This window comes from Lacticaseibacillus boliensis, from assembly GCF_054784775.1.
Map to the genome: position 1 here is coordinate 1 of NZ_BAAIHN010000022.1, position 24,235 is coordinate 24,235.

General features: G+C 52.5%; 27 protein-coding genes and 1 pseudogene. 27 read left to right on the top strand and 1 reads right to left on the bottom strand.

Annotated features, from left to right (window positions below; translation table 11 throughout):
- Positions 1-127 precede the first annotated feature (127 nt).
- The 16 genes and pseudogenes from ACYVRB_RS09525 to ACYVRB_RS09600 all read left to right on the top strand — a co-directional run.
- Positions 128-337, top strand: a pseudogene (locus ACYVRB_RS09525) (exosortase family protein XrtG); the annotation flags it as partial.
- Positions 334-1,689, top strand: coding sequence for a TIGR03111 family XrtG-associated glycosyltransferase (locus tag ACYVRB_RS09530; RefSeq protein ID WP_461215069.1), 1,356 nt, complete (start codon positions 334-336; stop codon positions 1,687-1,689). The pseudogene ACYVRB_RS09525 and the gene ACYVRB_RS09530, both read left to right, overlap by 4 nt.
- Positions 1,679-2,062 carry a 6-carboxytetrahydropterin synthase gene (locus ACYVRB_RS09535; RefSeq protein ID WP_461215070.1) on the top strand — a complete coding sequence of 128 codons (384 nt, stop codon included), beginning with the start codon at positions 1,679-1,681 and terminating at the stop codon, positions 2,060-2,062. The genes ACYVRB_RS09530 and ACYVRB_RS09535 overlap by 11 nt, the downstream gene beginning before the upstream one ends.
- Positions 2,063-2,094: 32 nt before the next feature.
- Positions 2,095-3,645, top strand: a complete 1,551-nt coding sequence (locus tag ACYVRB_RS09540; RefSeq protein WP_461215071.1) for a TIGR03766 family XrtG-associated glycosyltransferase — start codon at positions 2,095-2,097, stop codon at positions 3,643-3,645.
- Between the two features lie 72 nt (positions 3,646-3,717).
- A complete protein-coding gene (locus tag ACYVRB_RS09545) occupies positions 3,718-3,954 on the top strand; it encodes a DUF1146 family protein (protein ID WP_461215072.1) in 237 nt (78 codons plus the stop codon).
- 134 nt (positions 3,955-4,088) lie between these two features.
- Positions 4,089-5,078 carry a rod shape-determining protein MreB gene (gene mreB, locus ACYVRB_RS09550; RefSeq protein WP_461215073.1) on the top strand — a complete coding sequence of 330 codons (990 nt, stop codon included), beginning with the start codon at positions 4,089-4,091 and terminating at the stop codon, positions 5,076-5,078.
- A gap of 25 nt (positions 5,079-5,103) precedes the next feature.
- A complete protein-coding gene (locus ACYVRB_RS09555) occupies positions 5,104-5,274 on the top strand; it encodes a DNA-directed RNA polymerase subunit beta (protein WP_461215074.1) in 171 nt (56 codons plus the stop codon).
- On the top strand, positions 5,274-5,567 hold the full coding sequence (yidD, locus tag ACYVRB_RS09560) for a membrane protein insertion efficiency factor YidD (protein WP_461215075.1): 294 nt from the start codon (positions 5,274-5,276) through the stop codon (positions 5,565-5,567). Before ACYVRB_RS09555 ends, yidD begins: the two co-directional genes overlap by 1 nt.
- A 21-nt stretch (positions 5,568-5,588) precedes the next feature.
- Positions 5,589-5,810, top strand: coding sequence for a DUF2969 domain-containing protein (locus ACYVRB_RS09565; protein ID WP_461215076.1), 222 nt, complete (start codon positions 5,589-5,591; stop codon positions 5,808-5,810).
- A gap of 155 nt (positions 5,811-5,965) precedes the next feature.
- Positions 5,966-7,102: an FtsW/RodA/SpoVE family cell cycle protein gene (locus ACYVRB_RS09570; RefSeq protein ID WP_461215112.1), complete on the top strand. Its 1,137-nt coding sequence runs from the start codon at positions 5,966-5,968 to the stop codon at positions 7,100-7,102.
- Between the two features lie 721 nt (positions 7,103-7,823).
- Positions 7,824-8,186 carry a hypothetical protein gene (locus tag ACYVRB_RS09575; RefSeq protein ID WP_461215077.1) on the top strand — a complete coding sequence of 121 codons (363 nt, stop codon included), beginning with the start codon at positions 7,824-7,826 and terminating at the stop codon, positions 8,184-8,186.
- Between the two features lie 44 nt (positions 8,187-8,230).
- A complete protein-coding gene (locus ACYVRB_RS09580) occupies positions 8,231-8,521 on the top strand; it encodes a glycine cleavage system H family protein (protein WP_461215078.1) in 291 nt (96 codons plus the stop codon).
- Between the two features lie 377 nt (positions 8,522-8,898).
- Positions 8,899-9,714 (top strand): MetQ/NlpA family ABC transporter substrate-binding protein, encoded by an 816-nt coding sequence (locus ACYVRB_RS09585; protein ID WP_461215079.1) that lies wholly within the window; start codon positions 8,899-8,901, stop codon positions 9,712-9,714.
- A gap of 21 nt (positions 9,715-9,735) precedes the next feature.
- Positions 9,736-10,554 (top strand): MetQ/NlpA family ABC transporter substrate-binding protein, encoded by an 819-nt coding sequence (locus ACYVRB_RS09590; RefSeq protein WP_461215080.1) that lies wholly within the window; start codon positions 9,736-9,738, stop codon positions 10,552-10,554.
- Positions 10,555-10,819: 265 nt separating this feature from the next.
- Complete coding sequence (locus tag ACYVRB_RS09595) at positions 10,820-11,872, top strand: methionine ABC transporter ATP-binding protein (RefSeq protein ID WP_461215081.1); 1,053 nt, start codon at positions 10,820-10,822, stop codon at positions 11,870-11,872.
- Complete coding sequence (locus tag ACYVRB_RS09600) at positions 11,872-12,558, top strand: methionine ABC transporter permease (RefSeq protein WP_461215082.1); 687 nt, start codon at positions 11,872-11,874, stop codon at positions 12,556-12,558. Before ACYVRB_RS09595 ends, ACYVRB_RS09600 begins: the two co-directional genes overlap by 1 nt.
- Before the next feature lie 69 nt (positions 12,559-12,627).
- Here ACYVRB_RS09600 and ACYVRB_RS09605 read toward each other — a convergent pair whose 3' ends face one another.
- Complete coding sequence (locus tag ACYVRB_RS09605) at positions 12,628-13,119, bottom strand: GNAT family N-acetyltransferase (protein ID WP_461215083.1); 492 nt, start codon at positions 13,117-13,119, stop codon at positions 12,628-12,630.
- 153 nt (positions 13,120-13,272) lie between these two features.
- Here ACYVRB_RS09605 and ACYVRB_RS09610 point away from each other — a divergent pair, with 153 nt between their 5' ends.
- The 11 genes from ACYVRB_RS09610 (at position 13,273) to ACYVRB_RS09660 (ending at position 24,006) form a co-directional block, all read left to right on the top strand.
- A complete protein-coding gene (locus ACYVRB_RS09610; protein ID WP_461215084.1) occupies positions 13,273-14,142 on the top strand; it encodes a LysR family transcriptional regulator in 870 nt (289 codons plus the stop codon).
- Between the two features lie 212 nt (positions 14,143-14,354).
- Positions 14,355-15,122 carry a Fe-S cluster assembly ATPase SufC gene (gene sufC, locus ACYVRB_RS09615; RefSeq protein WP_461215085.1) on the top strand — a complete coding sequence of 256 codons (768 nt, stop codon included), beginning with the start codon at positions 14,355-14,357 and terminating at the stop codon, positions 15,120-15,122.
- A complete protein-coding gene (locus tag ACYVRB_RS09620; RefSeq protein ID WP_461215086.1) occupies positions 15,115-16,140 on the top strand; it encodes a SufD family Fe-S cluster assembly protein in 1,026 nt (341 codons plus the stop codon). Before sufC ends, ACYVRB_RS09620 begins: the two co-directional genes overlap by 8 nt.
- Positions 16,133-17,329 (top strand): aminotransferase class V-fold PLP-dependent enzyme, encoded by a 1,197-nt coding sequence (locus ACYVRB_RS09625; RefSeq protein WP_461215087.1) that lies wholly within the window; start codon positions 16,133-16,135, stop codon positions 17,327-17,329. The genes ACYVRB_RS09620 and ACYVRB_RS09625 overlap by 8 nt, the downstream gene beginning before the upstream one ends.
- Positions 17,316-17,759 (top strand): Fe-S cluster assembly sulfur transfer protein SufU, encoded by a 444-nt coding sequence (gene sufU, locus ACYVRB_RS09630; protein WP_461215088.1) that lies wholly within the window; start codon positions 17,316-17,318, stop codon positions 17,757-17,759. The genes ACYVRB_RS09625 and sufU overlap by 14 nt, the downstream gene beginning before the upstream one ends.
- The gene (gene sufB / locus ACYVRB_RS09635) at positions 17,752-19,188 is read left to right on the top strand and encodes a Fe-S cluster assembly protein SufB (protein ID WP_461215089.1); all 1,437 of its coding nucleotides are present in this window, start codon (positions 17,752-17,754) and stop codon (positions 19,186-19,188) included. The genes sufU and sufB overlap by 8 nt, the downstream gene beginning before the upstream one ends.
- Before the next feature lie 108 nt (positions 19,189-19,296).
- Entirely contained in the window at positions 19,297-20,265 is a 969-nt protein-coding gene (locus ACYVRB_RS09640; protein WP_461215090.1) for an alcohol dehydrogenase catalytic domain-containing protein, read from the top strand.
- Positions 20,266-20,287: 22 nt separating this feature from the next.
- On the top strand, positions 20,288-20,668 hold the full coding sequence (locus ACYVRB_RS09645) for a DUF1694 domain-containing protein (RefSeq protein ID WP_461215091.1): 381 nt from the start codon (positions 20,288-20,290) through the stop codon (positions 20,666-20,668).
- 11 nt (positions 20,669-20,679) lie between these two features.
- Entirely contained in the window at positions 20,680-21,648 is a 969-nt protein-coding gene (locus ACYVRB_RS09650; RefSeq protein WP_461215092.1) for a DUF2785 domain-containing protein, read from the top strand.
- A gap of 338 nt (positions 21,649-21,986) precedes the next feature.
- A complete protein-coding gene (locus tag ACYVRB_RS09655; RefSeq protein ID WP_461215093.1) occupies positions 21,987-22,853 on the top strand; it encodes a helix-turn-helix domain-containing protein in 867 nt (288 codons plus the stop codon).
- Positions 22,854-22,998: 145 nt separating this feature from the next.
- Positions 22,999-24,006, top strand: a complete 1,008-nt coding sequence (locus tag ACYVRB_RS09660; protein WP_461215094.1) for a LacI family DNA-binding transcriptional regulator — start codon at positions 22,999-23,001, stop codon at positions 24,004-24,006.
- The last annotated feature ends 229 nt before the right edge of the window (positions 24,007-24,235 follow it).

The window sequence follows — 24,235 nt, forward strand, 5'->3', positions numbered from 1 at the left end:
CGTGATGGTTTTCGTCGACTCAACCTTAGCATATAGGCGCACCCAATGGGTGAAACACCAAAGCAGCGCAGTCCCGTGTGAATCATGGGATTGCGCTGCTTTTTTGAAATTCTATGAATAATCCAGGATCTATGTGGCCAACTTGATCCGGTTGTTTACCGTGGTCAGCATCGTGCATTTTGGTGGCGGTGAGCTCTATTATCTTGCGCATGCGATCATCGGCCGGATGGTGTTTTACGTCTTGGTGATCGCGCTGTACTACAATGTATTCACATATTCACAATTGGCCCGCGGTATCTATCGCGAGTTGATCGGTGATTGGAGGCAAAAGCCTTGAGTTATTGGTTACATCTAACCGTTTTTCAGATGGGGTTTTGGATTACCTGGACGCTGGTGCCGATCGTCGTGGAGATTTTGCCGGCCTTGTGGTCAGCAGTAGTTCTGATGTGGCGGCACTGGCATGCACCCCAACTAGTGGCACCGGCAAAGTGGCCGATGGTGTCGGTGATCGTGCCAGTGTATAACTCGGAAGACACGTTGTTTGCATGTATCCAATCGCTGGTCGATCAGACTTATCCTAAAGCCGCCATGCAGATCATCTTGGCTAATAATCAAAGCACCGATGATTCTTTTGCGGCATTTGCCCATGCGCAGAATGCTTTTCCAGATCTAATCATGCGCTATGTTAATACCGACAAAGGTAAGGCCAAGGCGTTGAATACGGCGATCTATGAAAGTATTGGGACTTATGTGATTAATATCGATTCCGACGGGACCTTAGGTAAGCACGCTGTGACCAACATGGTGTTGCGCTTTGAAAATGATCCGCAGATCGCGGCGATGACCGGTGCGATCTTGCCACGGCACGATCTGGTCGCCGCCATCAAGCGGCCATGGCATCGCTTGGTGGCGAATAACGAGTATTATGAATACGCTCAAGCCTTCATTTCTGGGCGGACGATCGAATCCAGCCACGACCAATTGTTTACAATGTCTGGGGCGTTTTCTGCGTTTCGTCGGGAGGTTTTAATGGAGACGTTTTTGTACAATACCGACACGATCGGCGAAGATACAGATATGACGTTTCAGATCCGCACCCGGCTAGGTAAGAAGGTCGTGATCTGTACGAATGCGATTTTTTATATCGAACCGATCGCCGGGTTGGGCGAATTGTATACCCAGCGGCAGCGCTGGCAACGCGGTGAGCTTGAAGTCGCCACGCACTACATGCAACACAGTGCTGGGTTACGGCGTTTCTTCAAGGACTTTTTGATCCGTCGGCTGATGATCGATCACACCTTCTTGTTTCCCCGCATGATTTGGATGTTTGCCAGTGTGGTATTGGTGCAGTTTGGCTATCCGCCCGTCGTGATGTTGTTGTCTTACGTGGTGATTTACGGGCTGTATGTGTTTGTCTCGCTGGTCAACTACGCGTCTGTCGTTTTGTTGCTACGCCACGAGCCGGAAGAATGGCACTTTTATCTCAAAAAATGGTGGGTCGCGTTCACGCTGCCGGCCTATAATTTTATCTGTAGCGCGATCCGGTTGATCGGGATCATCAACGGCATGACGACCCACGCGTCGTGGCAGTTACGTGCGTTCAGTCAAGAAGTAAAACAGGTGCAAGCCGTGATCAAGCACGATGTCAAAAGTGTGCAGAACCATCATCGGGAGGAACATGATGACTAGAACTTATACCTATAAAATGAAATCGTATCTCAACGCCAGTCACGCGATCCGCTGGGAAGCCGGGGAAGGCCAAAAGCATAACCATACTTGGGAAATTACCTCGGAGCTTGAGACGACTGACAAGATGGTGGCATTTTACGACTTGGAAAAAGAACTCAGCGGTGTGTTGAAAGGTTTGTCTGGCAAGTTTCTCAACGAGCTGCCGGCGTTTGAAAAGGTTAACCCGACCGTCGAAAATGTCACGACCTACCTGTTCGATGCGCTCGATGGCGTTATGCGGTCCCGCGGGGCACGACTGGTGCGGATCGAAGTCAGCGACTCACCGACGCGTGCTGTGTGCATCGATATCCGTGAGCGGCCGGCGACAGAATAGACAGGACCATATTTGTACAAAGAGGTGTCTAAATGGGTAAGCGATTATTTGACTGGGGGCAGCGCGGCATTAATGGGATCTTCATGGTGCTGTTTGGCGCGACCACGTTGTTTGCCATCATCCATCCCAATTTGATTGTCGGTGACAACTGGAAAACTGGCGCCGGTACGACCATCGTGACGGCTATCGGGTTGATCATTGCCTTGGCTGTGGCGATCGCGCTATATGCTTATCCTCGTTTTCGTCGAGGCTGTTACTGGCTGTTTGTTGACCACGGCCGGGTGAGCGCTTGTGTTTTGTTGGCGGCGGTCGTCGTGTGGCAGTTGGTGTTTGTCACGACGCTACATCCGCCGATTGGCTGGGATGCTGGGGCCTTGCATCAGACGTTGACGGATACGACCAGCAACAACTTGCGCTCGTATTACAGTCAAAATTTCAACAACTTGCCGATTTTGCTCGTCATGCATACGTTGGCGCAATGGTTGCATTCGACCAGCTGGTTGACGTTTGATTACTTAACGCTGGTGATGGTCGACCTCAGTGCCGTAGCCAACCTCGTGGCGATTTGGTTGCTGGCGCCGCGCCAGTTGACGACCGGCTTGTATGTGCACGCGCTGTGGCTGAGTTTGTTTGCGACGATCATCGTGCCTTACACCGACGCATGGGTCTTGCCTTTGGTGAGCTTGATGTTTGTCGGTTATGCGTTGATGCGTCGCGAGTCGTGGTGGTTCAGCCTGTTTGGGGCGGCACTTTTGGCGGCCAGCACGGTGGCAGCGTATTTCATCAAGCCATCGGCGATCGTGCCGTTTTTGGCGATCGTGGTCATCTCGATCTTGTATGCCTTGCGCGGCCGCCGCGGAAGTTGGCGGGTGGCGATCTGTTTATTGGTAATGGCTGGCGTTGGCGGCGGCAGTTACGTGGTTGCCAATCGCGCCATCAAGCAACAGACCTATATCCAAGTCAATCCCGGTCGAGCGATCCCGGCAGTCCATTTTGTGAGCATGGGGATGTCCGGGCAAGGCGGCTATAACGCTAGGGACGCGTTGATGATGGCGGTGTTGCCGACCAAAAAGGCGCGTAGTGCGTATTCGGTTCGCAAGATCAAACAGCGCCTTGGCAACATGGGCGTGTTGGGCTACCTGCAGTTTTTGGTGCACAAGCACTACAACAACACGGCAGATGGCTCCTTTGCTTGGGATAAGGAAGGCTCGTTCATCAACAGCAATCCCAAACCCAAGCCAGGTCCGGGGTTGAAAAATCATCTGCAACAATATGTGTATCTCTACGGCACGAACCTTGGTGATTTTCGCTGGTGGAGTCAGGCGCTGTGGGTGATCGCGCTGGGATTGATCTTTCTGGCTTATAGTGACCAACATCGGGTCATGCAGTTGCTACGCGTGACGATCATCGGGGCGTTTTTGTACTTGTTGGCATTTGAAGGCGGGCGTTCGCGGTATTTGATCCAGTACCTGCCGGCGTTTTTGATTATGGCGACACTCGCTGCGCCGACGTCGTTGCGGCGCCTGCAGCGTTTGTTTGCCTGGGGACGCAAGCCGATCGCAGACGAAGACCCGATCGATTGATATTTACAGATGCAAGTTTTTGAAATTGTTCGGGGTTTTCTGCTATAATGTTTGCAGAAAACGGAGGTAGCTATGTATCAATCGATGGGTTTATCCGCGGCGCTGACGCTCGTGTCGCATCTGGTGTTCATCATGATCAGTTTCCGCTTATTGTCAGCGGTACGTTTTGACCGGTTCTTGCGTCCGAACCATGTGCGCGAAAGCCGATTGTTGATGCTTTTTTTGGCGATTGGTCTAGGCTATCTGGTGTCGAGTTTCTTCTTGGACGTGATCCAGGCCTCCAAGAACCTACCATACCTTTTGCGCTAGGAGCGGTTAAGCCGCATCAGAGCGCCTTTTATAAGGAAATCTTAGTTGTTGTGGGTGCTGGCGTATGGTAAACTCGATTAGTTGAATAAAATTGGCCTGTACGGGCGAAAAAAGCCGGATCAAGGAGAGAAATAATGGCAAAAGACATCGGCATCGATTTGGGAACAGCGAACGTTCTCATCAATGTGAAGGGCAAAGGGATCGTGTTAAACGAACCATCTGTCGTCGCGATCGACACCAAAACAGGCAAGGTGCTCGCTGTGGGTACAGAGGCTTACAAGATGGTGGGACGCACGCCAGGCAATATCAAGTCGATCCGGCCATTGAAAGACGGTGTGATTGCGGACTTTGACATCACCGAGGCGATGTTGGAATACTTCATCAACAAGCTGAGCGTCAAGGGCTTCATGTCCAAGCCAAACATCTTGATCTGCGCGCCGACCAACGTCACCAGCATCGAGCAAAAGGCAATCATTCAAGCGGCCGAAAAATCTGGTGGGCGGCATGTTTACCTCGAATTCGAGCCCAAAGTCGCGGCTGTCGGTGCCGGTTTAGACATCTTCCAACCGCAAGGCAACATGGTTATCGATATTGGTGGTGGTACCAGTGACGTCGCGGTTTTGTCAATGGGCGAGATCGTCACCAGCCGGTCACTGCGCTTGGCTGGCGACAAGATGGATGCCGCCATCGCCGCTTACGTGAAGAATAAACACAAGCTGTTGATCGGGGAACACACCGCTGAACAGATCAAGATCCAGATTGGGGCCGTGTACGAAGCTGACCCAGAAGAGAAGATCGAAGTACGCGGCCGCGATATCGCCACGGGCTTGCCGCGTGAGGTCGAGGTGACTTCAGAAGAAGTCTCTGATGCCTTGCATGAAACGATGATGCAGATCGTGCAAGCGGCCAAAGGGGTGCTCGAACAGACCCCGCCTGAGTTGTCCGCTGATATTATCGATCGTGGCGTGATGTTGACAGGCGGGGGCGCCTTGCTCAAGGGTATTTCCAAGCTGTTTGCCCAAGAGCTGAAGGTACCGGTATTGCTCGCCGACGATCCACTGGATGCCGTTGCGCTTGGTACAGGCGTGTTGTTAGACAACATTGCCCATCATAAGCAGTATTAAACCCATACTGTAGGAGGGAGACCGCATGAGTTCCAGTTATGCACATCGTGTGTTGAAAAAAATCGGCTGGGGCGTCGTGATCGCTTTAGTGGCGCTGATCGTCGGTTCGATGGTCGGCTTTGGCATGGGTGGTGGCAGTCCGTGGAAGGTCTTTTTGCCTTCGACGTGGTTGCACATCACTGATTTTCTAAAATAATGCGTTACGTATTGATGGCGCTGGTGCGCTTTTACAAAGCAGCAATCTCGCCGCTGTTGCCGCCGAGTTGCCGCTATTATCCGACCTGTTCGACCTACGCCTACCAGGCCTTGGTCAAACACGGTGCGTTGCTAGGGAGTTTGATGGCAATCGCGCGGATTTTGCGGTGCAACCCGTTTGTTCATGGTGGCGTCGATCCGGTGCCGGATCATTTTACATTGCGGCGCAATCCGGATCCTGACGCGAATATTGATGAAGCAATGAATTGGGACCAATATCATAAAAAAGGGTAACCGCCCTAACTAGGAGGAAGCATGGCTAAGGAACAAAAGATTCAGGTCGTTCAAGAAGACGTGACGCGTAATGGGCACACGGTGTCGGTTTTGACGGTGAACAAGCAAGAAATCGGCTTTGTTGAAACAGTCGGCGAGCGTTTCAACGCTTATCTGGCAGGGAACACAAGCGCCAACCACTTCAAGTCGATGGACGACGCGGTTAACTTTTTGATTGCCGAATACCATCTTCATCACAGTTAAGACTCCCTTATGATTGCCACGCTAGATTGAATTCCGGCGTGGTTTTTGTTGTAATGAGGGTACATTGTGGATAGATAGGAGAATTGGTCTTGGCACAAGAAGTGACGGAAAATAGAAACGAAAATCGGATCGACTACGGCATTATTTTGTCCGTAATGTTGCTGGCTTTGGTCGGCATGGCCGCAATCTACATGGCGGTCGATAACGACACCAGCGCGAGTTCGACACCGATGCATGCGTTGATCATGCAAGGCGTTTGGTACGCGATCGGTGGCGTCGGAATCTTTTTCGTGATGCAATTTGACTCCGAGCAACTGTGGCGGATCGCACCGATCTTGTATGGCCTCGGCCTGTTTTTGCTGGTGGCGGTGCTGTTCTTATACGACCGGAGCGTTGCGGCAAGTACCGGGGCCCGCAGCTGGTTCTCGTTTGGGCCGATCACCTTCCAGCCTTCCGAAGTGATGAAGCCCGCGTATATTTTGATGCTCGGGCGCGTGGTTACCAACCACAATTCAGAATACAGCCATTCGACGGCCAATGACTGGCGTTTGATCGGGACGATGTTCTTGTGGACGCTGCCAGTGTTGGCATTAATGACGTTACAAAACGACTTCGGGACGACGCTGGTATTCGTGGCTATCTTTGCCGGCGTGGTGCTGGTATCTGGCACGACCTGGAAGATCATCGTGCCAATCGCCGCAGCAGGCGTCGTCCTCGGTGGCGGGGCGTTGTTGTTGGTGGCTAAGTCATGGGGCCGGCAGATCTTGGAGCACTTCGGTTTCCAAGCTTATCAGTTTGCACGGATCGACTCTTGGCTGTCCCCAAGCGGTGCCACGCAAGGCGACTCTTATCAGCTATGGCAATCGATGAAGGCCATCGGTAGCGGTCAACTGACCGGACGCGGCTGGAACAATATCAAGGTGTCGGTGCCGGTGCGGGAATCTGATATGATTTTCTCGACGATTGGCGAGACCTTTGGCTTCATCGGCTGCGCGGTCGTGATCTTGTTGTACATGTTGTTGATCTATCAAATGATCCGTGTGACGTTTGATACCAAAAACGAGTTCTACGCGTACATTTCGACCGGGGTCATCATGATGATCTTGTTCCACGTTTTCGAAAACATTGGCATGAACATCGGTCTCCTGCCGCTGACGGGGATCCCGTTGCCGTTCATTTCCCAAGGGGGATCGTTCCTTTTGGCGAACATGTTGTCAGTGGGGATGGTGTTGTCGATGAGATTCCACCATCAAAGTTACATGTTCAGCCGCGACACAGAAGGCTTCGATTAGCACTCAGCTTAACAGGCATACCGATTCTGGTGTGCCTTTTTTTGTTTGCTTGGCTGATGTTGCCCGGCAGCGTCAGTCTTCTTTAGGAAGTGTTGGGGATAGTGGTATAGGTCGGGTTTGGTGTGTTCCGGCCCTTGAGATGGCTGGAACGGTGCGAGGCGCTCGGAAGCTAACTCGGCTCCGCCGAGTGGATCTTCCTCGACGCCTTTGTTGTAAGCGGCAAGCCGCTAACAACAATGCCGCGCCTGAGCCATACCGGGCCTCCACACACCAAACCCTTACGGTAGCGTCCATCATCACCAGAAGTGGCTATTTCCGCAAGAGTAGAGATGGACTAGCGGCTGACGGAACATCTAATTAAGAACGGATTAGTTGCAATCAACGAATTACCCGTTTGTCCATGCCATCAAATTATCCTGATACGCAGAATCTAGGGTGTGGGCGAAAGTGACGGAAGCAGGTCAATCTGACGTGGTGAGATTGCTGTTAGCGACTTGTCGCTTACAGCAAGGCACAGGTGGAGATCCACTTGGCCGGCACGGCCAAGTTAGCTCCGCCGAGCAGCCTCTCCACGACAGATTGAAGCCTGCTGGAGTCACTTTCGCCCGCTCCCGACAGTTTACTGGTCGTCTACCCAACGCTAAATGCTTACGTTGCCGGACAGCGATAGGATTTTGCTGGTGGTATACTTGAGGCAGATCGAGACGCGGAGGGCAACGGGATGCGAGATGAGTTGGAGACTGAAGCAAAGCCTGGACGCAATTGGTATCGGTGGTTTCGCGTGACGGTGGCGGTCGTGTTGGGAGGCTTTTTGCTAGTCGATAACTTTTCGGTGGCAACCTACACAGGCGTGGTGGTTGGGGTCGCCCAAGAGCGCGATTGGTTGGCCAAGGCGCCGGAAAAGGTAATCAAGGTCAAAACAGCTACCAAAACGCTGACGTTGAAGAATGATACTGAAGAATTCTATGGCAAACGGCACAAGCTGGCCGTTCCAGAACCAAGCAACACGCGTTATCGCTTCAAGGTGGCAGGGCGCGGGTGGCTCATGTTGCCCAACGTCTTGGCAATCACGCGAGTTAACTGATCGGTGTGGTACAATTAAGTTAATCACATTCGAGGAGGAACAGCATGACACAGCATTTTTGGCAAGAAACTAAAGACGGTAAAGTGCGCATCGGTTTGACGCAGGCTGCGCAAGAAACATTCGGGAAGATCAAGTTCGCAGACCTGCCCAAAGTCGGCGCTGAAATCACGGTCGGCAAGGCCTTCCTCGCCGTTGAAGCGGAAAAGGCCGTGTTGGATCTAGACGCGCCGCTGTCAGGTCAAGTGGTTGCGGTCAACGATCGTGCCGCTGACGATCCGTCGCTGTTAGATTCGGCCGATCGCGCCGACAATTGGGTCGCCGAGATCAAGGCCTGAACGATAGCCTTTTTCAGAAAGTCTAATTTTTTCCTCAGAAACTGTTGACAAATCTGAGAGAATTGCGTAACATCGTAGACAATTCAAAGCGATAAACGAACGATGTGAGAGAGATAGCACACAAGACTGTACAGAAAACCCGGGTGGCTGAGAGCGGGGTAGCGCGTGTACTTGAGAATGGCTCACGGATCGGTGCACCGAAGGCTTTGCCTCAGGCTGCAATGGGTGGCGACCATTATCTCGCACTTGGGTTGATTGACCCAATACGAGGGTAGCTTCGGCTACTGAATTAGAATGGTACCGCGGGATGACCGCTTCTAACTAACGTTAGGGGCGGTCATTTTTTTATTGCTTTAACCAACATAGGAGGATTCATTATGAAATTGTGGAAAAAAGTCATCACCGCTGTTGCGATCGCCTTGCCGGTCTTCGCGTTGGCGGCTTGTGGGAACAGTTCTAGCTCCGCTTCCAAGACCGTTAAAGTCGGCATCATGAGCAACGATAAAGAGATCTGGACAGATATCCAGTCTCGTTTGAAGAAACAAAACGTCAACATCAAGCTGGTTGAATTCACCGACTACAACACGCCAAACAAGGCACTCGACGATAACGACATTCAGCTCAACTCCTTCCAAACCGTGCAGTTTATGCAGGCCTGGAACAAGAAACATCATGACACAATCACCAGTGTCGGCAACACTTACCTCGGCCCAATGCGTGCCTATTCCAACAAGATTTCCAGCTTGAAGAAGTTGACCAAAAACGCCAAGGTTTCGGTACCAAACGATGCCGCCAACGAAGGCCGCGCTTTACAGCTTTTGGAAGCTAACGGCTTGATCAAGATCAAGGCTGGGGTCACCAACCCGACGATCCGTGACATCACTGAAAACAAGCTCAACTTGAAGATCACCGAACTCGATGCCGCGCAAACCGCCCGTTCCATGAACGACGTGGACGCGGCGATCGTCAACAACGATATTGCCGCAGCCGCAAAACTCAACCCCAAGGATGCCATCACGGTTGAAAAGATCGGCAAGAACTCCAAGCCGTTCATCAATGTCATCGCCGCGGCAAGCAAGAAAGACAAGAAGAACGCGACCTACAAGAAGATCGTTAAGGCTTATCAAACCAAGCAAACTGAAAAGCTGATGAAGAAGTATTACAAAGGTTCAACCGTTCCGGCTTGGAAGTAACTACCTGAGGAGGTATTGCATATGAAGTTGTGGAAAAAAATCGTTGCGGCCGTTGCGGTCGCCTTACCAGTTTTTGCTTTAGCCGCATGTGGTAACAGTTCAAATAGCGCCGCCAACAAAACCGTTAAGGTCGGCATCATGAGCAACGACCGTGAGATCTGGACCGATATCCAAAAGCGGTTGAAGAAGCAAAACGTCAACATCAAGCTGGTGGAATTCACCGACTACAACACGCCAAACAAGGCTTTGGAAGATGGCGATGTTGACCTCAACGCGTTCCAAAACTACACATTTTTGAACGATTGGAACAAAAAACATGGTACTCATATCGTTTCAATCGGCGATACCTACCTCGGCCCAATCCGCGCTTACTCGACCAAGATCAAGTCACTCAATGATTTGAAGTCTGGCGACAAAGTTTCGGTTCCTAACGATGCTTCCAACGAAGGCCGGGCGCTGAACCTTTTGGCCCAAGAAAAGGTCATTAAACTCAAAGCCGGCGTGGCTTCACCGTCGACGGCTGACATCACTGAAAACAAGCTCAACTTAAAGATCGTGCCGCTGGATTCTGCCCAAACCGCCCGCTCCATGAACGATGTGGCCGCCGCGGTCGTTAACAACGATATCGCTGCTGCGGCCAAGCTCAAGGTCAAGGATTCCATCGCGGTTGAAAAGATCACTGACAAGTCCAGTCCATACATCAACTTCATCTCTGCCAAGTCGGCTAAAGATAAGAAGAACAAGACTTATCAGAAGATCGTCAAAGCTTATCAAACTAAGCAAACGGCCAAGTTGATGAAGAAGGTCTACAAAGGCACCACCGTCCCGGCTTGGAAGTAACCAGAGCGTAGCAAAGCGGGCCTAGCGGTGTGTATGAGTTATCCGAGGCGCGTGCGCCAAAGCCGTGCGTGACTGGGATAGCTTATACGCGACCGTGTTGTCCTGTGTGGCTCGCCGATAAGGCCAAATCGCATCGCCACAAAGCGCAACACCGGCTTTTCTAGAGCCAAATCCTGCTTTGTGGTAAACTATATAGGCGCTGGCGGCACTCACCGGGTGCCGCCTTCGTTTGTGAGATGACTTTTGGGAAGAAACGAGGAAGAACATGGCTAAAGAAGCAGTCATCACATTGACCGACGTCGATGTTCAATTTCATGAGAAAAACCGCAGCGTGCATGCGGTCGATCACGTTGATCTGATGGTGGAACGCGGCGATATTTATGGGGTCGTGGGCTATTCTGGTGCCGGCAAGTCCACGCTGGTGCGCACGATCAACTTGTTGCAACGACCGACCAGCGGCAAGGTCACGGTGCTCGGCGAAGATATGCTGGCGCTGAGTCCTAAGCAGTTGCGGTCTGAACGCAAGCGGATCGGGATGATTTTCCAGCACTTCAATTTGATGAACGCCCTGACTATTGCCGAGAATGTGGCTTTCCCGTTAAAAGGGCTCAAAAGCAAAGCTGAGATCAACGCGAAGGTCACCGAACTGTTGCAGTTGGTCGGGCTTGAAGACCGTGCTTCTGCGTTCCCGACTGAATTGTCTGGCGGACAAAAGCAGCGTGTCGGGATTGCCCGGGCGCTGGCGTCAGATCCTGAGATCTTGATCTCCGATGAAGCCACCAGTGCGCTGGATCCTAAGACCACCAGTTCGATCCTCGACTTGCTCAAGCAACTCAACGAAACGCTGGGATTGACGATCGTGTTGATCACGCATGAGATGGAAGCCGTCAAGCAGATCTGCAACAAGGTCGCCGTGATGGATGAAGGGGCAATCATCGAACGCGGCAGTTTGCTGGAGATTTTTGCCAAACCGCAACAGCAGCTGACCAAAGATTTCATCGACACGACCTTGCAACTGGACGCGGCGATCGCCTCTGTGCGCAAGCAGCCGGCGGTGTTGAATCTGTCTGGTGCCGATCAGCTGGTGCGGTTGACGTACCTTGGCGCGTCCACCGACCAGCCGTTGGTGGCGACGCTGTACAAAGACTTCAACGTCACCGCCAATATCTTGTTTGGTGACATTCAGATCCTGCAAGGGACGCCGTTTGGTAATTTGATCGTCGTGTTGTCAGGGTCGCAAGCAGACATCGACCGGACGTTTACTTATCTGGCCGACAATGACGTGCAAGTTCAACACATTACGACGGAGGCAGAATAATGCAATTGTTACAACACTTATTCCCGAATGTCGTGCCGATCTGGACTGGCGACGGCGGCGTCGTTCAGGCGATTTGGCAGACGTTGTACATGACGATCGTGACCACTATTGTCAGCGTGATCTTAGGCCTGATTCTCGGGGTGTTTTTGGTTTTGTGGGATGAACACGGCTTATTGGAGAATCGCGCGGCGTATTTTGTCTTGGACAAAATCGTCAACATCTTCCGGGCAATCCCGTTCATTATTTTACTGGCGGTCATGTATCCTGTGACGCATGCAATCGTCGGCACCGGGATTGGCCCAACCGCGGCTTTGGTGCCGCTGATCGCAGGCACGGCGCCGTTTTATGCGCGCCAGGTGCAAAACGCCTTGGTCACCGTTGACCCCGGCGTGATTGAGGCCGCAGAAGCGATGGGCATCTCACCTTCAGGCATCGTCTTCCGCGTGTATTTGCGCGAAGGCTTGTCTGAGCTTGTGCGGGTCACCGTGTTGACCATCATCTCCGTCATCGGCTTGACCGCGATGGCTGGGGCTGTTGGTGGCGGTGGTCTAGGGAACCTGGCGATCTCGATGGGTTACCAGCGTTACCAAAACGATGTCACCTGGGTCGCCACGATCTTCATCTTGATCATGGTTTTCGTCTTCCAATTCGTCGGCGATATCATCACTCGCAAGGTGCATCATTGATCGTGATTTGAAAAAGTGCCACCATCTCAGCTCCCGATTGGGCGCGAGGTGGTGGCACTTTTTTTGCATTCAGTCGAGTGTCAGCTGATAAAAACGGCTGTCGCGATCTGGGAATGCGTAAGAGACGCCGAGGTCTTCGCGGCGACAGCGGGTGAAGCCTTGGCGCTCATAGAAGCGGTGTGAGCGGTGCTCGCCTTCCGGGGTGTCTAGTACTAGGTGGGTCAGCCCGCGCGCGTGAGCTGCCTGGATCAATGTCTGATAAAGCTGCCAGCCCAGGCTTTGCGGGCGGCCGCGGAACCGTGGGTAGACGAAGAATTTCTTGAGGACGGCGGTGGTCGGGGTCAGCTTCAACAAGCCGATGCAACCCGCCACGTGGCCGGCGTCGTCTTGGGCGATCCAAAAGTCGCCGCCGGTGGCTTGATAATGGGCTTCGATTTCAAACACGTCGGGCTGGTCGGCCATGGCGATGCCGAGGTGGGCCTCGGAATTTTGGCAGAATAAGATCAGATCGACCAATTCGGCCATGATAACAGGATTAGATTTAAATGTGGAAATTTGCATGAAAGGCCTCCCAATTTTTGCTCATATCTGGTAGTCTATAGGCGTGCGCCAGTTCAGTCTAGTCGAAACATTCGAACCGACGCTTCAACGATCTTGAATGATTGTGCCAATTAGCATCAAAAATTGGCGTTACCTAAGAAGGGGGCCTTCTGAGTGGATCTGAAGTATTTAAAAACTGTCCAAACCATTCATGCCGCTGGTAGTTTTCAAAAAGCTGCCGCGTTGCTCAATTATGCGCCTTCGACGGTGACGTTTCAGGTGCAACAAGTCGAAGCCCAGCTCGGGGTCCGATTGTTCACTAAGGTCGGGCGACAGATGGTGTTGACCGGTGCCGGGACCGCGGCGTTGCCGTTGATCGATCAGCTCTTGGCTGATGCCGCTGCGTTGGATCGCTTCGCAGAGCACGCCGACGGGCCGGTCGGACGGCTGGTGGTCGCGGTGCCGGAGTCGCTGTTGACGTATCAGATGCAAGACGTGTTGAAAAAGTTCAAGCATCAGGCGCCCGGTGTCGAGCTGGTGATCCGCGTCTTGAATTGCTACGACATTTACGCGCAGATGGCTGACCGCCAAGTCGACATCGCCATCCACTACGACGTGCGGTCTTATCCGCCCACAGTCCACACCGGGTCGATCAAGGAATTTCCGCTGTCGCTGGTCGCCGCGCCGGAATTTGCTGACGAAGACTTCATCACGCCGGGCCAAGACAAGGCGGTGTGTGCGCTAATGAATGACCCGCACGCACGGTATCTGGAGCTGTTCAACGCCTATCTGGCGGAAAAACGCATCCGGTTGCGGCCGAATATGGAGCTGTGGAGCATCGAAGCCATCCGTAAGTCGGCAATCAGTGGCTTGGGCGTTGCGTTTTTGCCAACGTTTTGCGTTCAAGACGCCTTGGCAAGCGGGCAACTGGTGGAGTTGCCAACAACGATGAGCGAGCGCAAATTAACGGCATTGTACGCGTATCGCCAGCTCAGCGTCGCCGGGGCGTTGTTCATGCGACTCGTGACTGAAATCGGCAAATAAGTTGTGCATAGGTGTCTAATTATTTGTGACAGCTAGCATCACAAATTTTTTTCTAATTATTTTCAAATTTTACCTTCATTGGTGTAAGCGCAATGAAAGGGATAGCCGTGCGTTTTTCCACAAATTTAATGACAATTTGGGTTGAAACCCGATTTGCGGTACACAATCTAATATTTTACAATGACACTAATCAAATATAGGGGGCGACGTCCGTGACCACATTACAGATCACCGATCTTCACGTCAAAGTTAAAGCAGAACCAGAACATCCAGAAATCCTTCGAGGGGTTAACCTCACCGTCAAAACCGGTGAGATCCACGCCTTGATGGGTCCTAACGGGAACGGGAAGTCTACCCTTGCAGAAACGATCATGGGTAACCCGCGGTATGAAGTCGTTGAAGGTGACATCACTATCGACGGCGAAAGTATTCTCGACAAGGCGGTGGACGAACGCGCACAAGCCGGCTTGTTCTTAGGAATGCAGTATCCTGCAGAAATCGCCGGGGTCACCAACGCCGAATTCATCCGCGCCGCGATCAACGCCCGGCGTCCAGATGACGACCAGATTCCAGTGATGAAGTTCTTGAAGGAACTCGATTCAACCATGGACTTCCTCAAGATGCCAGAAGACATGGCAGATCGCTACTTAAATCAAGGTTTCTCCGGTGGTGAAAAAAAGCGCAACGAGATCTTGCAGATGATGATGATCAAGCCGAAGTTCGGCATCCTCGATGAAATCGACTCAGGGCTTGATATCGATGCCTTGCGTATCGTTGCCAACGGCGTGAACAAAATGCGCAACCCAGATTTTGGGACCTTGATGATCACTCACTACCAGCGTTTGCTGGATTACATCGTCCCAGATTACGTCCACGTCATGAAAGACGGCGAGATCATTGAAACTGGTGGGGCCGACTTAGCTAAAGAATTGGAGAAGACCGGCTACGAACATCTCAAAGCGGGTGATGCCAATGCCTGAAACCAAATTTCCTACCTTACCTAACGCGCCTAAGATCCCGTTGGCTCGCTACATGCGCGTTGCCAAAGACAACACAGCGGTGGCTCCGGCCACGGTTGTCGCGCCTGAGGCGATCAAGGTCGCCCATCCTGAAACGGTGGCACTCGATCATGACACCGACCTCGATGACTGGTTGCAAGCAGATCCTCAGGCGGTCACGACCGTCGAGATTCCGGCCGATTACAACGACACGACGCCGATCCGGATCGATGGGTCTAAGCTCGGCGGCGGGTTGTTGAAAATCACCGTCGGCGCCAACGCCCATGTGGCATTGCAAGAGCGCTGGGTCAGCGCCGGGGCCAACGTCGGCATCGCGGTGCAACTAGACGCCGAAGAAGGCGCCCAAGTCGACTGGTTGTCTTATGACGCGTTTAGCGCCGATGTCGTGTTGTTGCAACGGACGGCAAATCTCGCCAAAGACGCGAAGCTCAACTGGACAGTTGCAGGCTTCACCCACAACTCGGGGGCGTCGATCTTGACCACCAACCTGAACGGCAACGGCTCCGAGGCCACTGTCAACGTTGGGGTCTTAGCCTCTGGCAAGCAACATATCGGCTACGCAACGGCGATTACCAACTATGCCGAAAAGACAGTTGGCCACATCAATCAGCGTGGCGTGATTGTCGACAAGGCTCACCTGGTCTTCAACGGGGTGGGGCATATCGTCCAAGGCGCTCGTGGTAGCGATTCTCAGCAGGAAAACCGGGTGTTGATGCTTTCAGAAGCTGCACGCGGTGACGCTAACCCAATCTTGTTGATCGATGAAAACGACGTGACTGCTGGCCACGCGGCATCTGTGTCGCGGGTCGATGCCAATCAAATGTATTACCTCATGAGCCGCGGCGTGCCGGAACACGTTGCCAAGCGGCTTGTGATCCGCGGCTTCTTGGAAGCCGGATTGTCCGAAATTGAAGATCCTGACTTACGGGATGAACTCTTCGCAACTATCGATGAAACGCTGGTGAATGCAGATGCGTGAACAATTTCCTTTTTTTAAAGCGAACCCTGATTTAGACTATCTCGACTCTGCGGCAACGAGTCAAAAGCCGCAAAGCGTTCTTGATGCCATTACAAACTATTATGTCAACGACAACGCCAACGTGCATCGCGGCCTGTATAAGTTGGCTTATAACACGACAGAGGCCTTTGAAGGCGTCCGTGCACAAGTGGCCAAGTATCTCAATGCCAAGCGCCCTGAAGAAATCACCTTCACGCGCTCGACGTCAGACGGGTTGAACCTGGTCGCCTCAAGTTTCGGCCCGACGGTGGTCAAAGCAGGCGATGAAATTCTGGTATCTGGTGCAGAACATCATTCTAACTTCATTCCTTGGCAACAACTCGCCAAGGCGACCGGGGCCAAGTTTGTGGTCGCACCAGTCAAAGATGATGGGGACACCGACGAAGCCCAGCTGGCCAAGCTGATCTCCAAGAAGACCAAGATCCTCGCGGTCGCCCAAGTTACCAACGTCTCCGGTGGGCATGTCAATGTGCGCAAGCTGGCCGATCTGGTCCATCAAAACGGCGGCTATATCGTTGTCGATGGCGCGCAATCAGTGCCGCACATGCCAGTCGATGTGCAGGCGATCGACGCAGACTTTTTCGCCTTTTCTGGCCACAAAGTCTACGGCCCGACCGGCTCTGGTGCACTGTACGGACGCTATGAGTTCTTCGAATCCATGCAGCCGATCCAGTTTGGCGGCGAGATGATCGATGAAGTCCAAGATCAACAAAGCACATGGGCGGAAGTGCCGTTAAAGTTTGAAGCCGGCACGCCTAACATGGGCGGGGTCTTTGGCCTCGGCGCCGCGTTAGACTTCATGAGCCAACAAGACATGACCCAGGTCATGCACGACGAAAATCAATTGGTTCGTGCGACCCGTAGCGCGTTGAGTGAGATCCCAGGCATCATTTTGTATGGGAGTGATGAGTCGTTGGCGACGGTGTCGTTCAACCTGAAAGGCGTTCATCCACACGATCTGGCCACCTTCCTTGATGAGCAAAACATTGCCGTGCGTGCAGGCCATCATTGTGCACAACCGCTGATGGCGCGATTAGGAATTCCGGCGACGGCCCGGGCAAGCTTCGGTATCTACAACACCCAAGCTGATGTGGATAAGCTCGTCCAAGCCGTTCGTCAGGCTGGGGGGTATTTCCATGGCACTGACTAAACTCGATCAGATGTATCGGCAGGTGATCTTGGATGAGGCCTATCATCCAAGACACCACGGCAAGCTCGAGCATCCCGATCGTGAGATCACGTTGCGCAACCCGTCTTGCGGGGATGTGTTGACGTTGCAACTGAAGCTGGCTGACAACAAGGTGCAAGACGCTGTGTTCTCAGGCTCCGGTTGCACGATTTCGCAGGCGAGTGGGTCGCTGATGACCGAACAGATCATCGGCCACACGCCTGACGAGATCCAAGACATGGTCGCCACGTTCTCTGATCTGGTGATCGATGGGGAAAACCCGAAGGAAGACATTCTAGGCGATGCCGCGATCTTAAAGGGCGTCCACCAATTCCCAGCGCGGGTGAAGTGTGCGATGCTGGCCTGGAAAGCCGCGAGTCAAGTATTAACGGAAGGTGATGCGAATGCCTGAGACAAAAAACACTAAAAACAACGAAAGCGTCGCCGATGCGGTCGACTTTTTGCCGACAGAAAATCCTGGCGACTTTCATGATGAAGAACATCCCGTCTTCGATGCCGGCCATGGGCTGACAGAAGAAGTCGTGCGGGCAATCTCTGCCGAGAAGAAAGAACCCAAGTGGATGCTTGATTTTCGCCTGAAGTCTTACAAGACTTACCAGAAGATGAAAGACCCAGACTTCGGCCCTGACCTGTCAGAGCTGGATCTGGATCGGATGCGCTATTACATCAAGGCGACCGACAAAAGTTACAAAGACTGGGATGACGTGCCAGACGACATCAAGAAGACCTTTGATCGTCTCGGGGTGCCGCAGGCTGAACGCAAGTATCTTGCCGGGGCTTCTGCGCAGTACGAATCCGAAGTGGTGTATCACAATATGCAAGACGAATTCGAGAAGCTGGGGATCATTTTTGAAGACATGGACTCAGCAATCAAAGACTATCCAGAGCTCGTCAAGCAATATTTCGGCACCCTGGTGCATCCCAGCGACAACAAGTTTGCCGCGCTGAACTCCGCGGTTTGGTCTGGTGGTTCGTTCATTTACGTGCCTAAAGGCGTGCAAACAGACGTCCCGATCCAGGCATACTTCCGGATCAACGCAGAAAATTCTGGCCAGTTCGAACGGACGCTGATCATTATCGAACCAGGCGCCCATATCAACTATGTTGAAGGCTGTACTGCCCCGAGTTACTCTAGCGATTCTCTGCATGCCGCTGTGGTCGAAGTGTTCGTCAAAGACGATGCCTATTGCCGCTATACGACCATCCAAAACTGGTCGAAGAACGTCTTCAGTCTGGAAACCAAGCGTGCCCAGGCGATGAAGAACGCGACGATGGAATGGGTCGATGGTAACCTCGGTTCCAAGACGACGATGAAATATCCGTCCGTCTACCTCGACGGCGAAGGCGCCCGCGGCACGATGCTGTCTGTGGCGGTTGCCGGCGAAGGGGTCGACCAGGATAACGGCGCGCGAATGATTCATAACGCGCCCAACACAAGCTCCAACATCATCTCCAAGTCGATCGCGCGCAACGGCGGCCGGGTGGATTACCGCGGCACCGTGCGCTTCACCAAGAAGGCGACCAACGCCTTTTGCCATGTGGAGTGTGACACGATCTTGATGGATGAAAAATCGAAGTCGGACACGATCCCGTATAACGAGATCCACAACGCGACGGCATCGATGGAACACGAAGCCAAGGTTTCTAAGGTTTCTGAAGAGCAATTGTATTACCTGATGAGTCGCGGGGTGTCTGAAGCTAAAGCCACCGAAATGATCATCATGGGCTTTGTTGAACCGTTCACCAAGGAATTACCGATGGAATATGCGGTCGAACTCAACCGCTTGATCGGGATGGAAATGGATGGCGGCATCGGCTAAGCTATTGCTAAAAGGGATGGGCAAGCGCTCATCCCTTTTCTTGTGGCCTGCTTTGACATTTGGGCTGATTTCCATTAGGCTAATGCCATCAGTTGGGAGGCAATTTTATTGCAAGCACTCGTTGTTCCAAACCAAAATGCAAAAACCCTCGCTGCCTTGCAGTGGCAAGACGTGCCGACCCCGGCTCCCGGTGCCGATGAGGTATTGATCGAGGTCAAAGCGGTGGGGTTAAACCCTGTCGATGCCAAAGTCGTCGCCCGCAGCAATGCCGCCTGGCAGTATCCGCATGTTTTGGGCTTAGACGTCGCCGGGGTCGTGGTGGCAGTTGGCGCCAACGTTTCGGCGTTTGCCGCAGGCGATCATGTTTGCGGACACGGCGACCTGGCGCAGCCAGGATGTTTTGCCGAGCTGGTGGTGGGCAAGGCTGACGCCTTGGCGCTGATCCCGTTAGGCGTGGATTTTGCCACCGCGGCTGCTAGCCTGTGTGCCGGTCTGACCGCTTATCAGAGCCTGCATCGCAAGGCGAATCTGGCGGCTGCCAGGACCATCTTGATCCATGCCGGTGCCGGTGGTGTTGGAAGCATGGCGATCCAGCTGGCAAAGCTGGCCGGCCTCAAGGTGGTGACTACCGTCTCGGCCGCCAAGCGGGATTTTGTGGCAAAACTAGGTCCGGAACGTATCATCGATTACCACCAAGAAGACGTCACGGCGGTGGTTGACGCGCTCACCGGCGGTTTGGGGGTCGATATCGTGTTGAACACGATCGGCCATCCAGAAGCCGATCTGCCTCGTCTGGCCTTCAATGGTCAACTGCTGTGCGTCCTTGACACGCCCGAGATGGTACCCGCTGAGTTGGCGTTAACGGTGGCTAAGATCAACCTCGGCGGCGCCCACCGTTGCCACGATTCTCGGCAGGTGCAGGCGCTCGGGGAAATGACCCAGGAGTTGTTGGCGCTGGTCGCGTCTCGGCAGGTGGATCCGTTGGTTACTAAGACCTTACCGTTTGCCGAGATTCCAAGCGGGTTGGCAGCATTGCAGGCGGCACAGGTGATGGGAAAGTGGGTCGCCGTGGTATAATTGCCCAATGGAGGGATGCGACATGAGCGATGATTTGAACCAATTCATCAAGGCGAAGGCCTTGGGGATTCCGACGATTAAACCCGATGAGAAGCGGGCCTTTTTAGGTAATTTTCGTGAACGTGTCGCCATGGCAGTGACTGTGCGTCAACTTCACGATCCACGGATCTTTGCGATGCTCGATACGGTGTTATCCAAGTACCCGCAGTATCGGATCTACCTCAACGGCCGGATGAGCCAAGAGCTGATCACGCAATACATGCAGCAGGCAATCGCACATCATTATCAATTCACGGTGATGGCGCAGACCGGCATGCGTGTTGACCGGCGAATCACTGCGGATGATTTTGGTTGGGTGCTCGCGCATCCCACCGAAAAAATCGAGCGCCCGATTTTGCTTTAATGGAGGACAGTATGGACGAATTCACCAAGATCTATCAAGCCATTCAAACGCTACACGCAGGGTTAGTTTCCGGTAAGCGATTTGCGTCGTTGCCACAGGCCTTTGCGAGTTTGATGATCAACCGGCCGGTGGCGCCGGCAAAGCCTGTGATCGTGCCAAGTGACGATGCGGCTGCGCTCGAGCAGATCAAGCTGATCGTGACGCGGGTCAAGCAGGCAGACGCGCCAACAGTCACCGATGACGAGCTCAGTTTCTTGGTCGATCATCTGGCGAGTCTCAATCCGCTGGTGCGTGACAAAGGGGTCTTTTTCTGTTTGAGCGATCTGTTGCAGGCGAGCGTTTTGACCAATCAACAGCTGAGCTGGTTGTTCAAGCGACTCCAGGCGCCAGATGTATTGTATGCCCATATTCTGGAGCCAACCAACGATGCCGTGTTCCTGCGAAGCTTTGCGGTGATGATCCTTAGCACCATCGTGTATGTGGATCGAAGCCATTACCATGTGCTGACGGCCAAAGATTACGCTGATCTGGTCGTACCGTTGGCGACCTATATCGCCTTGGAACAAGACGGCCGTGGCTATGTTGACGGCAAAGGCTGGGCCCATGCCTATACCCACATCGGTAACTTGTTGGATGAGTTGTCACAGATCAACACGCTGAAGCGCGCAGAAAAAGTTTTCTTGCTGATTGCGGTGCTGAACGGCTGGCAACAGATGAATGTGGCGCTAGTTTTTGGTGAAGATCAGCGCATTGCCTTGTATTTAACCAATCTCGCCAGCAAACATCAGTTTTACGCGCAATCGTTGGTGATGTGCTTCACGCAGTGGCAAAAGGCGCTCCAAGAATTGCGGCCTGTGGAGTCAGAGGCGTTTTGGAATCGTTGGTATAACCGCAGTCGCTTGCTAGAGGCATGCATCATGCGGGCCGACATGCCCCAAACCGTGGTGGATTATTTGCAAAAGATCATCGATATGTATTGAGCCAAAGTGGTTGGGTTCACCAAAAAGGTGGACGTAACCACTTTTTTATTGCCACGATTTTGCAACGATATAACAACAAAGTCTATACTTTAACTGATATATTGGGGATTAAATGACAAAACAGCAAGACATCCCACTAGCGTGCTCACGACATTTTCATGTTAATTAGAGAACTTTCACAAAACAAAATAATAAAAAAGACTATATTTATGCAATTTGGTGTGACATGACAATGGTGCTAGCCAAACACAATGTTTTTTTGTATAATAATCTTAGCGAAATGATATTTCAAATTCGCGATGCTGATTGTGAAAAGAGACAATATGGGAGTGAACACGATGCAAAAGGAACAACCGGCGTTGCGCATCCTGGGGGAACGCGTCCGCCATTACCGTAAGCTGAGAGGCATGTCTCAGGCAGAACTCGCCAAAGGCATCTGCACCCAAGCGACGATCAGCTTGATTGAAAAGCGCAACAAGGTGCCAAGCATGAATATTTTGGTACGCTTGGTTGAGCGTCTCGGGGTGTCGATGAACGATGTGGTGGTCGAACACCGCGACAAGACGCAACAAATTCTAGGGGAAGTGGAGAAACATGTTCGCCATAACGATTACGCAATGGCGGCCACGATCCTCAACACGCTTAACCCCGAAAAACTCCGCACCGAAGACGACAAGAAGCGCTACTATTACTTTCATGGGATGATTGAGCTATTCGCCCAACAAGCGCCTGACGAGGCAATCTATTATTTTGGTCGGGTGTTGAACCCGCTGACCAATCGTGATCGTGACTTGCTGGCGATCATGGCAACGTTGGGATTAGGGTTGGCGTATGCTGAAAAAGGTGCCCAAGAGCGGGCACGCGTGTATATCGATCAAGCCTTAAATTTGCTGAAGGATATGCCGCTCAAAGAAGCCAAGTACTTGGATATCGAGCTGACGATCTATTGGCACACCGCCCGGATCTATTACGAGTTAGGTGAGTATCAGCAGGTGTTGAAACATGTCACCGCCGGAATCGACGTGGCTGTCGACCATGATTCCCTGTTTTTGCTCGACGAACTGTATACACTGCGGGCGCGGGCGCTTCAAGCACTTGGCGACAAGCAGGCCGATGCCACCTATATGATTGCTAAAGCGTTGGCAAAAGTGAACCGGTCTTCCGGCTTGGAGGCATTCATCGAATCCGCCACGGCTTCGGCATAACTCAGATTTTGTTAGTTTCTGCGAGAAGATGCGCACGATGCGCGTCTTTTTTTTGGAATCCTTAGCATTTGCAACTTTTTGCGGTAAGATAACTACAAAGTGTATTATAATGAATGAATTAAATTTTGAGGTAGAGGGTGCCAAGATGGTAACGATTAGAGATGTGGCGAAACTGGCAGGCGTGTCGATGACAACCGTATCACGGGCTTTTAATGACAAAGCTGTAATCAAAGACGAGACTCGACAGCAGATCCTGCGCATCGCCAAAGAGATCGGCTATGTGCCGAATTACAATGCGCGGGGGTTAGTTACCAACCGCAAGTTTGTCATTGGCATATTCTTTTCGAGCTTGAAAGACGGGACCTCTCAAAGTTTCTTGTCGACCATTATCAGTGCCGCTTACGAAATGTTGCCTAGCAACTTCTTGCTGTCAGTCAACGATATCCGTAAGGTTTCCGATGTCGAAGGCTTAGTACGCAACCGGATGGATGGCGTTTTGGTGGTGAGCCAGTCGGATCTTGACAATGAATTTATTTATAAAATCAAGGACTTGGCGCTACCGATGGTCGTGATCAACCGGCCGCTGAATGATCCAGATATCTGGAACATTTCTGGTGATGGCTTCACCGGGGTCAAACAGGCGATGGATTATGTGGCGTCGATGGGGCATCACCGCGTGGGGATGATCGAGGGGATGCCGGGATTTGCCAGCGCCGTCAACCGGCGACAGGGATTCGACGAAGGCGCCGCTGCGAATAAGCTGACGATTGTGCCGGAGGCGATCCAAGCCGGTGATTATTCTTCGGCTAGCGGCCAAACCGCGATGGCAAAAATCTTGGCGCTGCCACGGTCTCAATGGCCGACATTGGTGTTTTGCGCCAACGACGACACCGCGATCGGGGCCTTGCATGCCTGCTATGCCGCAGGCGTGTCGGTTCCAGAAGATATTTCGGTGATCGGGTTTGATGACAGTTACTATGCACAGATGAGTGTGCCGGCGTTGACGACCGTCAAAAAGCCGATCGTTGAAATGACCAAACAGGGCTTAGACGATCTCTTGAAGCTTGTGGAAGGTGAAACCCCAGCCGGTGAGGTTCATCAAAAGATCGAACCAAGTTTGGTGATCAGAGATTCAGTTCGTGCATTGGCATAAACAGGTTAGCTTGCGACGAGACAGTTAGTCTTGGCGCAAGCTTTTTTCATCCCTGAAATAGGCGAGGAAGCCGCCCAAGCGGCAGTTTTGCGCTACTAGGTTTGAGGATCGACAAGTTCGTGGTCGTGGATCGTGATGGTGACGACTGTAACCGGAACCATCAGTTTGAGAAAAAATGTTCATGGTTTCGTGATGCTGATCGTCATCGGCTAATGCTGACATTGTACTA

Coding starts and splice junctions, on each gene's coding strand:
- ACYVRB_RS09565 (WP_461215076.1), top strand. CDS start 5,589: ATGGCTAAGGAACAAAAGATTCAGGTCGTTCAAGAAGACGTGACGCGT.
- ACYVRB_RS09600 (WP_461215082.1), top strand. CDS start 11,872: ATGCAATTGTTACAACACTTATTCCCGAATGTCGTGCCGATCTGGACT.
- ACYVRB_RS09655 (WP_461215093.1), top strand. CDS start 21,987: ATGCAAAAGGAACAACCGGCGTTGCGCATCCTGGGGGAACGCGTCCGC.
- sufB (WP_461215089.1), top strand. CDS start 17,752: ATGCCTGAGACAAAAAACACTAAAAACAACGAAAGCGTCGCCGATGCG.
- ACYVRB_RS09625 (WP_461215087.1), top strand. CDS start 16,133: ATGCGTGAACAATTTCCTTTTTTTAAAGCGAACCCTGATTTAGACTAT.
- ACYVRB_RS09585 (WP_461215079.1), top strand. CDS start 8,899: ATGAAATTGTGGAAAAAAGTCATCACCGCTGTTGCGATCGCCTTGCCG.
- ACYVRB_RS09555 (WP_461215074.1), top strand. CDS start 5,104: ATGAGTTCCAGTTATGCACATCGTGTGTTGAAAAAAATCGGCTGGGGC.
- ACYVRB_RS09605 (WP_461215083.1), bottom strand. CDS start 13,119: ATGCAAATTTCCACATTTAAATCTAATCCTGTTATCATGGCCGAATTG.
- ACYVRB_RS09570 (WP_461215112.1), top strand. CDS start 5,966: ATGTTGCTGGCTTTGGTCGGCATGGCCGCAATCTACATGGCGGTCGAT.
- sufU (WP_461215088.1), top strand. CDS start 17,316: ATGGCACTGACTAAACTCGATCAGATGTATCGGCAGGTGATCTTGGAT.
- ACYVRB_RS09620 (WP_461215086.1), top strand. CDS start 15,115: ATGCCTGAAACCAAATTTCCTACCTTACCTAACGCGCCTAAGATCCCG.
- ACYVRB_RS09575 (WP_461215077.1), top strand. CDS start 7,824: ATGCGAGATGAGTTGGAGACTGAAGCAAAGCCTGGACGCAATTGGTAT.
- ACYVRB_RS09595 (WP_461215081.1), top strand. CDS start 10,820: ATGGCTAAAGAAGCAGTCATCACATTGACCGACGTCGATGTTCAATTT.
- yidD (WP_461215075.1), top strand. CDS start 5,274: ATGCGTTACGTATTGATGGCGCTGGTGCGCTTTTACAAAGCAGCAATC.
- ACYVRB_RS09660 (WP_461215094.1), top strand. CDS start 22,999: ATGGTAACGATTAGAGATGTGGCGAAACTGGCAGGCGTGTCGATGACA.
- ACYVRB_RS09590 (WP_461215080.1), top strand. CDS start 9,736: ATGAAGTTGTGGAAAAAAATCGTTGCGGCCGTTGCGGTCGCCTTACCA.
- ACYVRB_RS09580 (WP_461215078.1), top strand. CDS start 8,231: ATGACACAGCATTTTTGGCAAGAAACTAAAGACGGTAAAGTGCGCATC.
- mreB (WP_461215073.1), top strand. CDS start 4,089: ATGGCAAAAGACATCGGCATCGATTTGGGAACAGCGAACGTTCTCATC.
- ACYVRB_RS09535 (WP_461215070.1), top strand. CDS start 1,679: ATGATGACTAGAACTTATACCTATAAAATGAAATCGTATCTCAACGCC.
- ACYVRB_RS09540 (WP_461215071.1), top strand. CDS start 2,095: ATGGGTAAGCGATTATTTGACTGGGGGCAGCGCGGCATTAATGGGATC.
- ACYVRB_RS09650 (WP_461215092.1), top strand. CDS start 20,680: ATGGACGAATTCACCAAGATCTATCAAGCCATTCAAACGCTACACGCA.
- ACYVRB_RS09645 (WP_461215091.1), top strand. CDS start 20,288: ATGAGCGATGATTTGAACCAATTCATCAAGGCGAAGGCCTTGGGGATT.
- ACYVRB_RS09545 (WP_461215072.1), top strand. CDS start 3,718: ATGTATCAATCGATGGGTTTATCCGCGGCGCTGACGCTCGTGTCGCAT.